Origin of the sequence: Wolbachia endosymbiont of Drosophila barbarae, assembly GCF_044752445.1 — a bacterium.
Lineage (GTDB): Bacteria > Pseudomonadota > Alphaproteobacteria > Rickettsiales > Anaplasmataceae > Wolbachia > Wolbachia pipientis.
Map to the genome: position 1 here is coordinate 1 of NZ_JBIXJM010000242.1, position 12,290 is coordinate 12,290.

The 12,290-nt window shown below is 36.5% G+C and carries 10 protein-coding genes; 8 read left to right on the forward strand and 2 right to left on the reverse strand.

Translation table 11 applies throughout. The features are described 5' to 3' along the window. Positions 1–264: 264 nt before the first annotated feature. The 5 genes from purE to ACIPNH_RS05945 all read left to right on the forward strand — a co-directional run bounded on the left by purE (position 265) and on the right by ACIPNH_RS05945 (position 7,151). Positions 265–756 (forward strand): 5-(carboxyamino)imidazole ribonucleotide mutase, encoded by a 492-nt coding sequence (purE, locus tag ACIPNH_RS05925; RefSeq protein WP_006280351.1) that lies wholly within the window; start codon positions 265–267, stop codon positions 754–756. 7 nt (positions 757–763) lie between these two features. Next, positions 764–2,581 (forward strand): DNA mismatch repair endonuclease MutL, encoded by a 1,818-nt coding sequence (gene mutL / locus ACIPNH_RS05930; protein WP_400772211.1) that lies wholly within the window; start codon positions 764–766, stop codon positions 2,579–2,581. A gap of 566 nt (positions 2,582–3,147) precedes the next feature. Continuing rightward, positions 3,148–3,285: a hypothetical protein gene (locus tag ACIPNH_RS05935; RefSeq protein WP_156517979.1), complete on the forward strand. Its 138-nt coding sequence runs from the start codon at positions 3,148–3,150 to the stop codon at positions 3,283–3,285. Positions 3,286–3,462: 177 nt separating this feature from the next. Next, positions 3,463–6,117 (forward strand): 2-oxoglutarate dehydrogenase E1 component, encoded by a 2,655-nt coding sequence (locus tag ACIPNH_RS05940; RefSeq protein ID WP_400772213.1) that lies wholly within the window; start codon positions 3,463–3,465, stop codon positions 6,115–6,117. Between the two features lie 245 nt (positions 6,118–6,362). Beyond that, positions 6,363–7,151 (forward strand): hypothetical protein, encoded by a 789-nt coding sequence (locus ACIPNH_RS05945; protein ID WP_400772215.1) that lies wholly within the window; start codon positions 6,363–6,365, stop codon positions 7,149–7,151. A 130-nt stretch (positions 7,152–7,281) separates the two neighbouring features. On the opposite strand, the gene ACIPNH_RS05950 is transcribed toward ACIPNH_RS05945, so the two are convergent. Further along, positions 7,282–7,878, reverse strand: coding sequence for a TIGR02217 family protein (locus ACIPNH_RS05950; protein ID WP_151807673.1), 597 nt, complete (start codon positions 7,876–7,878; stop codon positions 7,282–7,284). Positions 7,879–8,068: 190 nt separating this feature from the next. After that, a complete protein-coding gene (locus ACIPNH_RS05955; RefSeq protein ID WP_174515720.1) occupies positions 8,069–8,827 on the reverse strand; it encodes a DsbA family protein in 759 nt (252 codons plus the stop codon). Positions 8,828–9,152: 325 nt separating this feature from the next. Between ACIPNH_RS05955 and ACIPNH_RS05960 the strand changes: the two genes are divergently transcribed. The 3 genes from ACIPNH_RS05960 to ACIPNH_RS05970 all read left to right on the forward strand — a co-directional run bounded on the left by ACIPNH_RS05960 (position 9,153) and on the right by ACIPNH_RS05970 (position 11,961). Next, entirely contained in the window at positions 9,153–9,305 is a 153-nt protein-coding gene (locus tag ACIPNH_RS05960) for a hypothetical protein (RefSeq protein ID WP_007548541.1), read from the forward strand. Positions 9,306–9,315: 10 nt separating this feature from the next. After that, positions 9,316–10,395, forward strand: a complete 1,080-nt coding sequence (locus ACIPNH_RS05965; RefSeq protein WP_400772218.1) for a Fic family protein — start codon at positions 9,316–9,318, stop codon at positions 10,393–10,395. Between the two features lie 87 nt (positions 10,396–10,482). After that, complete coding sequence (locus tag ACIPNH_RS05970; RefSeq protein ID WP_400772219.1) at positions 10,483–11,961, forward strand: UbiD family decarboxylase; 1,479 nt, start codon at positions 10,483–10,485, stop codon at positions 11,959–11,961. The last annotated feature ends 329 nt before the right edge of the window (positions 11,962–12,290 follow it).

Genomic DNA, 12,290 nt, shown 5'->3' on the forward strand with positions numbered 1-12,290 from the left:
CATTTTACCATCAGTCTATCTGAAAAAACCATTTATAGAAAGAACAAGCTAAGATTACAAAGCTTGAAATACAAAAATAATTATTTTATAAATTTATCTTACATAAGAAGTTTATATCTCTATATCTTAATATAAATATTTATTTAAATTTTTAAAATTTCTATTTTAACGAGAATTCTATAAATTATATTTATAATATAATTTAAATATTTGTTGCTTTTTAGCTGGAACATTATTTAGTTAGTAAGTAAAATTGTGTTGAATATGACAAAAATAAAAAAAGATGTTGCTGTTATTATGGGAAGTGAGTCAGATTACACCACTATGGTCCATACTGTTGATATGTTAAAAGCATTAGAAGTTTCACATGATATATTCATAATATCTGCACATAGAACACCAGAAAGGCTCTTCAATTTTGCTAAATCTGCACAAGAAGAAGGTTTTAAGGTTATTATAGCTGGTGCAGGAGGTGCAGCTCATTTACCTGGTATGGTTGCGTCACTAACTTGTTTACCAGTTATCGGCGTTCCTGTGCATAGTAAACAATTAAATGGGCTGGACAGTCTACTCTCTATAGTTCAAATGCCAAAGGGTGTTCCAGTTGCAACCATGTCTATAGGAGAAAATGGAGCATATAATGCTGCCATTACTGCCGTATCTATATTGTCAATTTCCAACAGTGAAATTGCAGGTAGGTTAAAAAAGTGGAGAGAGAAACAGACCAAAGAAGTAAAAGAAAAACCAGTTTCATAATAAATCTATGGCAATCATTCTTTTAGACACAAAAACCATAAACCGTATAGCAGCGGGGGAGGTGATAGAAAGGCCAGCAAGTGTGGTAAAGGAGTTAGTGGAAAATGCAATAGATGCTGGAAGTTTAGAAATAGAGATCAAAATAGAAAGTGGTGGGCGTAACCTTATTATTGTGACAGATGATGGTAACGGAGTAGAAAAAAACGATTTAGAACTTGCGTTTATGCGCCATGCTACTTCAAAATTGAGCGATAGTGAGTTGATAGAAATCAAGCATCTTGGCTTTAGAGGAGAAGCTCTGCCTTCAATTGCAGCAGTAAGTAGGATAAAATTATCGTCTAAGGCAAGAGAAGCAAGTGAAGCATGGTCTATAAGTTATGAGGGTGGAGAGAAAATAGGGGAGCAAACTCCTTACTCTTTATCGCAAGGGACACATATTGAAGTACGAGATTTATTTTTTGCCACTCCAAATAGACTAAAATTTCTAAAAACCGAAAGAGCAGAAACTCAAAGCATTGTTGATATTGTAAATAACCTAGCAATGATTAACTATCATATAGGGTTTACTCTCACTTCAGGTAATAAAAAGCTCTTAAAATACGCTAAGCAGATTTCGTTATTTCATAGATTGTGTGAAGTAGAAGAAGAATTTCAGGGCAATTCTTTGGAGATCAATGAAGAAGAAGACGACATTAAACTTACGGGACACATCTGTAAGCCGACCGTCAATCGTGGTAAGTCCACTCAGATCTATACGTTTGTTAATGGAAGGCCAATTAAAGATAATTTACTTATTGGCGCAGTTAGGTATGCATATCATGATTTTATTCCAAGCGATAGGTATCCTTTCGCAGCGTTACATTTAGAGATACCTTATGATCAAGTAGATGTAAATGTGCATCCAAATAAGTCAGAAGTAAGGTTTCAGAATAAGAAGCTCATATATGAGATAGTGACAAGAGGATTAATTAAAGCATTGTCAAGAAGGATAGGCACCTTTCTAGCGCATGACCAGAAAATGGATTCAACATTGCCAGATCCTTTTGATAAACCTAATGTTCAAAATGAAAGAAGGCCAAGTCCTTTTGAAAATCAACTAATAAAAGAATTTGCTTCTCCAAATGAAAAAGCAAAAGGCTTATCAGAACAGTCAAAATCGTTTGATTATACCGGCATACAGAAATTCCCAGCACAAGCGGAGGCTATGGTTCTAGAAAAAAAGGTGTTAGAGCAAGTTGATTTGATAGAGAGCCACCCACTCGGGTTTGCACGCTGTCAGGTCTATAATACTTACATTATTGCCGAGGTAAGAGACAAATTGATTATAGTCGATCAGCATGCAGCCCATGAAAGACTAGTATATGAATGCTTAAAACAAAAATCAAGTATAAAAAGACAAAAACTACTTCTTCCTGAAACGGTTGAAATCAAAAATCAAGCCGGAATGGAGATGATTGAAGTTTATAAAGATAAGTTATTTGAAATGGGTTTTGATATTGAGATCAAATCAGAAAATAAAGTGATAGTAAAAGAAATCCCTGCAATTTTGGGAGCAATAGATGTGAAAGAGATGCTAATTAATATAGTCGATAGATTAACGGAAATAGAAGATACATTGCCAGTAGAAGATAAAGTGAACAAAATATTGGCCACTATCGCTTGTCATGGATCAATTAGAGCGGGTAGAAAAATGAGGTTAGATGAAATGAATGAGCTGCTGAGACAAATGGAAAAAACCCCATATTCCGGGCAATGCAACCACGGAAGACCAACTTATATAGAAATGAAACTCAGTGATATTGAAAAACTTTTTGAGCGTAGGTAATGAGGTTGCCATAAATATGTAAGTGCTCCTTTCTCGTCATCCAAGTAGCTCATAGAAACGAAAAAACTTCCTTGACAAACTCCGTCAGCCCCCTTATCATGAAAGTGAAGCTATTTATTTATCTTCTCTGTACAGATTAAATGACAAAAAAACTCACGAATCTGGCGTCTCATGTTTAATTTTTTGCACTATGTGCACCTTATGTCTTTATAAAATTCTAGGTTTTTACCTAATATAAGCTAAAATGCGCTTATAAAGCATTTAAAACATAAAAAAACGCCAACTTAAAAAATGGATAGTGAATAATTAGCTACCCTAGGGTTTCTTTTGTCTTTTTTTCTGTTTAGTAAATTTCTTAAACATTTATGACTAAAGGTTAGTTGCATTAAAAAGCAGCTAAATCGCGGTTATTAAGCGTTTAGAATAAAAAAACGCCATACTTGAAAGTATAATGTAAGTAATTAGCCAACCACGGGGCTTCTTTTGCCTTTTTTTTCGCTTAGTAAATTTCTTAATGTTTATAGCTAAACGACAACCGTCATCCCGCTACGTGTTAGCGGGATCTCTTGTTAGCGCCGCGGCGGTATGACGTCTCGCTTGCAACCTATAGCTTTGTCATTCCAGTGCTCCTTTTTTTGTCATCCCAGTGCCTTGACTATTTGGATCCAGAAAACTTAGCTTCGAGTCAAGTAGGCTGCAAATAAAAACTGGATTCCAGCGTCACGCGCTGGAATGACACCCTGACAATCGTCATCCCGCTACGTGTTAGCGGGATCTATGTTAAGAGATACCGCGGCGGTATGACGTATAGAAACTAAAAAAGTTCTTTTTTAAAAAACTTAAGTTATACTTATAAGTATTTGATACTTTTTATAGTGATTATGTCGAGTTTAAGCTGCCTTTATGGTGATAATGCAGAATTTGTGGAAGAAATGTATAGCCGTTATTTGCAGGGTGATAAATCAATCGGGGAGGATTGGTATAGAATTTTTTCAAGCAATTTAGAAGTTAATAAAGCGGAGACCTGCGGTGCACAACATGTAACTAAGGTGGATGATTCAGTTTCTAGTTTAGCAAATTTTTTCAGATCTTACGGTCATTTTTTTGCGGATCTTAATCCGTTATCACCCAATGTGAATAAGGAAGTAGATTATCAGAAATATTCGAATCTATATCCGGCAAGTGACGCTGGAATCTATAGAGATATTTACTGCAAGAACATCGGTTTTGAATTTATGCATATCTCCTCTTATGAGGAGAGGATGTGGCTGCAGGAAAAGATCGAAAATCAAACCTATACGCTGAGTTCACAAGATAAAAAGGAAATACTGAGGCACTTAATTGAATCTGAGATGTTCGAGCAATTTCTCCATATGAAATTTCCTGGATATAAACGTTTTTCTATCGAAGGTGGGGAATCAGCTATCGTTGCAATTGAGAGAATCATTAGTGATTCTGCAGCTTTTAGTATTGAAGAAATAGTTCTTGGCATGGCTCACCGCGGACGACTCAATATTCTAACCAAAGTTATGGGCAAAGAATATGCGGCAATGCTATCTGAATTTCAAGGCAATCTTGCATATCCAGGTGGTCTTGAGGTGTCCGGTGATGTTAAATATCACCTTGGTTACTCTTCTGATCAAACACTTGCCGGTGGTAAGAAAATACATTTAAGTTTATGCCCTAATCCATCTCACCTTGAAGCGGTAAATCCGGTTTTGGCTGGAAGAATAAGAGCAAAACAGAATATAAGATCTGTGCTTGGCATATCAATTCATGGTGATGCGGCTTTCATCGGTCAAGGAGTGGTTGCTGAAACTTTAACCTTAAGCAATATTGAAGGCTATAAAGTGGATGGCATTGTGCACATTGTCATTAATAACCAAGTTGGTTTTACTGCTAATCCGTGTTGTGCGCGATCCTCTTTTTATTGCACTGACATAGCAAAATCAATAGAAGCTTCAGTGTTTCACGTTAATGGAGATAACCCTGAAGCTGTGAGTTTTGTTGCGAATTTGGCGATGGAATATAGGCAGAAATTTAAAAAGGACGTAGTGATTGACATAATATGTTACCGCAAATATGGCCATAATGAGGGTGATGAACCGAATTTCACTCAGCCACTTATGTATAAGGCGATATCAAAGCATAAAACTCCTGGAACATTGTATGAAGAAAAATTGACTGCAGAGAAAGTATTAAGTGGTGATGAAGTAAATAAATTACGCAGTGAATTCAGGGCAAAATTAGATAAAAGTCTTGCTGAATCAGTGACTTACACTCCAAAAAAAGCTGACTGGTTCGGTGGAGTGTGGTCAAAATTAAGAAGAGCAAAGCTGAACGATTTGAGCGAATACTACACGGATTCTGGTGTTCCGCCAGATGAGCTGAAAAAATTAGGTGTGCGTATAAATAGCAATATCCCAAGTAACTTTAACATTAACAATAAGGTTAGAAAAATACTCGATGGCAGAATAGACAGCATAAATTTTGGTAGTAATATAGACTGGGCAACTGCCGAAAGTCTTGCGTTTGCATCACTGCTCACAGAAAGAATAGGAGTGCGTTTATCAGGACAAGACTCTGGTCGTGGAACTTTCTCGCACCGTCATTCAAGGCTTGTTGATCAGGTAACAGAAGAAGCATTTATTCCGCTAAACAATATAAATGAAAAGCAAGCTCACTTTGAGGTCATAGATAGCGCACTATCTGAGTATGCTGTAATGGGCTTTGAATATGGATATAGTCTTGATTCTCCGTATTCACTGGTGCTCTGGGAAGGACAATTTGGTGATTTTGCAAACGGTGCGCAAATTATGATCGACCAGTTTATCGCATCTGCAGAAACAAAGTGGTTGCGATCAAGCGGTCTAGTTTTATTGCTGCCTCATGGTTATGAAGGACAGGGACCTGAGCATAGCTCCGCACGTATAGAGAGATTTTTGCAACTCTGCGCAGAGGATAATATGCAGGTAGTTAATTGTTCCACTCCGGCGAATTACTTCCATGTCTTACGCAGACAAATGCATAGAGACTTTCGTAAGCCTTTGGTAGTGTTTACACCTAAATCGCTACTGCGCCACAAAAGAGCAGTATCTAACCTATCTGACTTTGAAGGAAAATTCCTCACGGTGATTCCAGAATGTAGAACAGATTTGGTTCTAAATGATAAAATACGTAAAGTTGTAATATGCAGCGGTAAAGTTTACTACGACATAATTGAAGTATGTGAAGCACAAAAAATAAACGATATAGCAGTAATACGTTTAGAACAATTCTATCCGTTTCCTGCCGATAAACTAAGTAATGAACTTGAAAAGTACAAAAACGCTGAGATTATATGGTGTCAAGAAGAACCAAAAAATATGGGAGGATGGTTTTTTGTCAACCCATTGATAGAAGAAGTGTTGTCCAATCTCGATATTCAAGCAAAAAGACCTAAGTGCATTGCAAGACCTGCTGCTGCATCTCCTGCATGTGGTTATGCTAGTGTACATGCTCAGCAACAAGAGGAGATTTTAAGACAGATCGCTTAGTATTTACAGTTATTGAAGCAGAAGTGGTGCTATAAAAGTAGCTGACACTTGAATCCGGTTGCATCACGCGCTGCAGCCAGGCGCAATAGAAAACGCATTACACCAATAAAGCCCTTTTGGTACTCAAGCAAATATAAAAGATTTTTATTCTATTAAAAAAAATTTAATTTTTATTAAAATTTTCATTTATTTTTATTTAAAAAGTAAACATTATTAATATTTACTTTAATTAATATAGGATATATATGAATACAAAAATATTTGAGATGTTAATAAGGAGAACTGGTCTACGCAGAGATAGCAAAGCTGAGATCATACAGTTAAATAGAAATGAAAAAGCTTTTGTAGATGAGGATAAAGAATCTATCGAATTAGCTGAGGCCATTTTTGAAGAGAATAATATGTTTCATTTCTGCAAATCAGGTCCTGCTATGGATTACATTTTGCACAAATTAATAAATGATAGGAAGCTTTTCGAGGAAATGAAAGATAGAGGTACAAGTATAATACGTCTTTTTTCTTTGTTATCAATGTATCATGGTCGTCTCAATTGCTGTGTTGTGAGAAGAAGAGGGCGTATTACTGAGTGTGGAATATTTGCTTATGCTGACAACTGTTTAGAACTAGTACCTTTAGAGGACTTTATACTTATTGAGCCTTGCTCGTACTTCGAGTACACTGTGCTTGATAATGATAACATCAGAAATAGGTTAGCTAGAGACTTGACTGAAGACAAAACAAAATTAGATATCTTTTTGAATGGAATTTTAGCAACAAAGAATTCGGATTTAGTATTATCTTGTATTAACAAGATAGAGGTTCTTAATGAGGAAGATAGATATTTTGTTAATCGCTTACAGAAAAACAACATGCTAGACTACATCTTAAACAAAGATGATACAACACTTGAAAAATTAACTCTAAAGGAATTGTTGAAGCTTTCTATTTTGCAGGAAGAAAAAAGCACTGAGTTAGAATCTCCCCAAGCTTCAAGTGTAAATGTTAGCAAAGCTCAGCAACATTGTAGTATATAGCTGGTGATAAAGTTTAAAATAATTGCATATACTGAGGCTCATTTAGGTATAGAGCCTCAGTGGTGCTTAATTTTTCAATTTATGGTAGACTAGTAGCCCTACTATGATGTAGATCTATGCTCGCTTACAGCTAAAATTTCACCTCTATTAGTGGAATGTTATTCCAGCTATTGCTTCCATAGTCATCAATCGAAGCGTTTAAGTAATCTGTATCAAAGCGTACGGGCACATCAAATTCGAAGCTCGCAGTGATTATCGCATCTTTTACTGGCGGTTTCATGAATGTTATTTCTCCCGTTGAATAATTTACTGAATATTCACTCTCTTCTTTACCATTTAAATAAATCTTTACTGTCCCATGTACTGGCTTTTTGATCATACGTATATGCTTATCTTCCCCACTTACATAAGTTTTGATTAGCTGAAAAGTCGTTTTTTTGTTATCTCCTATACCAATCTCTTGGTTGATGGCTATAAAATCCGACCAATCCTTAAAACGAAACCCTATTGCTTTACCTTTTCGTGCATGAAAAAATGTTATTAGTTCTAGTAGCTGCTCGTTTGATCTGACCCCGTAAGCTATGTTGTATCTAGTGCGTGCATGAGACCAATTGATGTTGCGCTGTTCACAACCATTGTGAGTTGTTACAACGTCAGTAGAAAATTCCGGTCCTCCAGTGGAACCATAAGATATATTTTCTGGAAATCTAATTTCTGTGAATGACATATGTCCTCCTGTGAAAGTAAAATAGTTTAGTTGAAGAAAATGTTGTAATTTGAAAGCGTTTTACATAGCAAATGACGCTATGGAAAGTGGGTGAGACCACTGAGTTAAACTGCTGTCACACCCACAGTTACTATACTCAGGTTCATTTGAGTTGTCAAGCAAAAAAATAAAATTTTATGGCAAACTGTAACTAGCCTTGCTTGTGACTTAATTCATCTACTTTTTTGCGTAATACATTCAAATCAGTTGCTCCTACAAACAGGCTATCTCCAATTATTAAAAAAGGTGTACCACCTACTCCCAAATCTCTTACTAGAAGCCTACTGTTGTTTATCATTTGCTCAATTTTGTCCGCGTTATCTTTTATGGAATCATTAAAATCGTCCTCATCAATCCCTATGTTTTTCACTATATCCAATATGCTTTCGTCTGAAAATTCTCCTTTGTGACTTAAAGCAGCATGGTGAAAATCGAAATATTTTTCTTTATCGAGAAAATAGACAGCTAAAGCACTTTTTGCTGCCTTTAAAGAAGCGTTACCAAGTATTGGAGCATCCCTAAAGATATACTTAATTTTGCCGTCGTTAATTAACTGCTTTATATCATTCTTTATAGCTTTGCAATGTCCACAAGAATAGTCAAGGAAGCCTACAGCTATAACACTACTATTTTCATTTCCGGAGTAAGGATAAGTAAGGTCAAATATTTGATCCTTGTATTGTGAAATTTTACTTTTGGTTACATTATCTCGAGCAGCATAACTACTTTTAATCGACTCCTCTTTGAGAGTTTTTACGATCTTATCAAAATTTCTGCTTATATAATTATCTAATTTCTCACCTATATAATCATCGCTTAGCATTTGGCTGCGATTTGAAAGCCAATTGTTTATTATCGGCAAGCTTGCTATTGCTATTATTAAAATTAATAAAAACGATATTCTAGACATACAATTTATTTAAAAACCTACAACATAAAACTTTTAGTACACATTTATCTGTATATTAAAAGAAGCATCTAATGTTAATATATAAAAACATTTGTATCAAGTGTATTTTATAACCAGTTTTGCCTCAAATGCAAACTTTACACAATAAAACTCAAGCACATTACCACAAAGTTTATCAGAAGACTTGGTGATGCAAGTGACAAAACTACCTCCAGAATAGCCAATTATGAGATGCTCTATCTTTTACCGCCACGCTGTAAATACGGCGGTAAAACAAAGTTGATAATTTTATTCCGCTGTGTATAATTTTCCGCGGAATAAACATATGAGTGAACCAATAATTGGCAGAGAAAAAGAAATAGCTATTCTACAAGACAAACTTCTTTCTCAATCAGCCGAATTTATTGCTGTTTATGGTCGGCGTCGTGTAAATGTTGTATTATCTGCATTTTATCAGCATAATATAGAAGTAATGTAATGCAGATATTATGCCGATGCCGAATTATACGATTACTTCTAAAATTGCTAGTTGTCTTATAAGGATTGAAGCAGCAAAAGAAAAAGTGTTACATTTGCCGCTCACTGTATCAATGCTTTTGTCTCTTCGTGAAACTGCACGGCTTTATACCACACACTATTCTACTATGATTGAAGGAAATCGACTTGAACCTAAACAGATTGAAGAGGTTTTAAGTGGTAAAAGCCACTTTCCAAAATATAGGAGAGATGAAAATGAGGTTAAAGGATATTATGCAGCTTTAACTCAAGTTGAACAATGGGCAGCAAGGGAAGTGCCTATTACTGAGAAAGCTATTCAAACACTGCATGCTCTAGTAATGGCAAGTGGAAAATCTAAAATAAAATCAACACCTTATCGTGATGGTCAAAATGTTATCCGCGATAGTCTTACACGTGCAATAATTTATATGCCACCTGAAGCAAAGGATGTACCAAAGCTCATGAGCAGTATGATTGATTGGATTCGTAACAGTGAGCAAGTGCCTTGCCCAATTATTGCAGGTATTGCGCATTATCAATTTGTAACAATTCACCCTTACTATGACGGTAATGGTCGTACTGCAAGATTGTTGACTACATTAATTTTACACCTTGGTGGGTATGAACTAAAAGGACTTTATTCATTGGAAGAATATTATGCTAAGAATCTAGGAGCGTATTATGAAGCAATCAGTATAGGTCCATCGCACAACTATTACATGGGACGAGCTGAAGCAGATATTACTAAGTGGGTGGAGTATTTCGTAGAAGGTATGGCAAATTCATTTGAGAACGTTTTACAACGTATAAATAAAGAAGAATACCACGCTGATCAGACTGATCTTATACGTAAGCTTGATCCTAAACAGCGTAGGGCTCTTGAGCTCTTCCAGGAGTTTTCCGCTATTACAGCTAGTCAGGTTGGCGAACTATTTAATTTTAAGCCTCGTACCAGTGCGCAACTTTGTAAAAAGTGGGTGGAAATGGGGTTTATCAAGATTGTAGATTTTTCCAATAGAGGAAGGAAATACAAACTTAGTAAGCAATATGAAGATTTGATCTCAAATTAACTGAAAGCTCGCTAGACAGTGCATAGATCAAATTTCAATAAAGTGCTTGAAAACTAGATATAAACTTAAAATTTTAAAAACTGGAATATGTACAACAACTTACGTGACTTCATCAAAGACTTAGAAGAAAAAAAAGATCTGATTAGGATTAAGGAGGAAGTTTCAACAGTTCTTGAAATGACAGAAATTCATCGCAGAGTTTTGTCAAGCAAAGGGCCAGCGATCATTTTTGAAAATGTTATCACAGAAAATGGCAAAAATTCGATTCCAGTTTTGGTGAATTTATTTGGTACTATTAAGAGGATTGCATTGGGGTTGAACATAAACCCTGATGAACTAAGAGATCTTGGTAAACTTTTAGCATTTTTGCAATCACCTGAGCCGCCAAAAAACTTTAAGGATGCTATAAAAATGTTTCCTTTGTTGAAAGTCGTGTTATCGATGCGAAGTAAAGTCGTGAGCAAGGCTCCATGTCAAGAGGTAGTGCTAACCGGAGATGAAGTGGACCTAAGTCTACTGCCCATTCAAACATGCTGGCCAAATGAACCTGCACCACTTATCACCTGGCCAATTGTGGTAACGAAAGGACCCACGAAAGAAAAGCAAGATAATTTTAATCTTGGAATATATCGTATGCAGGTTATAGATAAAAAAACAACACTAATGCGTTGGCTTGCACACAGGGGTGGCGCAACTCACCATAAGCGTTGGAAGGAAGAAGGCAGAAATATGAAATTTCCTGCTGCTGCTGTGATCGGTAGTGATCCTGCAACGATTATTGCTGCGGTAACTCCAGTGCCAGAAACATTGTCAGAATACCAATTTGCTGGACTGCTGCGAAAGAAGCCGCTTGAACTTGTAAATTGTAAGACTATTCCACTTCAAGTGCCAGCTCACGCGGAAATCGTTCTGGAAGGCTATGTGAGTTTGGATAGATATCAAGATGAGGGACCATATGGAGACCACACTGGCTACTATAATTCTGTTGAGCAATTTCCAGAATTTAATATTACTGCAATTACTATGCGTAAAAATCCGATATATCTTAGCACTTTCACTGGCAAGCCACCTGATGAACCATCGATTCTTGGTGAAGCACTCAATGAAATTTTTGTGCCCATTCTTATCAATCAATTTCCAGAGATAGTGGACTTTTATCTGCCACCGGAAGGTTGCTCATATAGAATAGCGATAGTGTCGATAAAAAAATCCTATCCAGGGCAGGCAAAAAGAATTGTTATGGGCATACTTTCTTTTCTAAAGCAGTTTTTATACACGAAGTTTATTATCGTTGTTGATAATGATATAAATGTACGTGATTGGAAGGAAGTAATGTGGGCAATGTCAACGAGGATGGACCCTGTGCGTGATACAATCATGATAGAAAGTGTACCTATTGATTATTTAGACTTTGCTTCCCCTGAAAGTGGACTTGGAGGTAAAATGGGATTTGATGCGACAAATAAAATCCCGCCTGAAACCAAACGAGAGTGGGGAAAGAAAATTGAGATGAGTGAGGAAATAGTAAGGAAAGTCGCGGAGAAGTGGGAGGAATATATGGACTAGACTTCTTGCATAAAAGCAGAAAAAAGTTTGGCGTTTTTTATAATGCCGCATTAACTGATAATTGTGCGTCACAGTGCCCTTTTTTTTGTCATCCTATAGCTATACCGCCACGGTATCTCTTAGCCGCTAACAAGTAGTGGGATGACGAGCTTATCGTCATCCTGCCGCGAACCGTCATACCGCGATTCATTCGCGGTATCTCTAGATCCCGCTAACAAGCAGCGGGATGACGAATTACTTAACCATCATCTACACCGTTATACCGCGATTCATTCGCGGTATCTCAAAGCATAGATCCCGCTAACACGTAGCGGGATGACGAGGTCATG

What these genes read in the sequence shown, in the direction of transcription:
- purE (WP_006280351.1), top strand. Translation starts at nt 265, where the DNA reads ATGACAAAAATAAAAAAAGATGTTGCTGTTATTATGGGAAGTGAGTCA.
- mutL (WP_400772211.1), top strand. Translation starts at nt 764, where the DNA reads ATGGCAATCATTCTTTTAGACACAAAAACCATAAACCGTATAGCAGCG.
- ACIPNH_RS05940 (WP_400772213.1), top strand. Translation starts at nt 3,463, where the DNA reads ATGTCGAGTTTAAGCTGCCTTTATGGTGATAATGCAGAATTTGTGGAA.
- ACIPNH_RS05945 (WP_400772215.1), top strand. Translation starts at nt 6,363, where the DNA reads ATGAATACAAAAATATTTGAGATGTTAATAAGGAGAACTGGTCTACGC.
- ACIPNH_RS05950 (WP_151807673.1), bottom strand. Translation starts at nt 7,878, where the DNA reads ATGTCATTCACAGAAATTAGATTTCCAGAAAATATATCTTATGGTTCC.
- ACIPNH_RS05955 (WP_174515720.1), bottom strand. Translation starts at nt 8,827, where the DNA reads ATGTCTAGAATATCGTTTTTATTAATTTTAATAATAGCAATAGCAAGC.
- ACIPNH_RS05960 (WP_007548541.1), top strand. Translation starts at nt 9,153, where the DNA reads ATGAGTGAACCAATAATTGGCAGAGAAAAAGAAATAGCTATTCTACAA.
- ACIPNH_RS05965 (WP_400772218.1), top strand. Translation starts at nt 9,316, where the DNA reads ATGCCGATGCCGAATTATACGATTACTTCTAAAATTGCTAGTTGTCTT.
- ACIPNH_RS05970 (WP_400772219.1), top strand. Translation starts at nt 10,483, where the DNA reads ATGTACAACAACTTACGTGACTTCATCAAAGACTTAGAAGAAAAAAAA.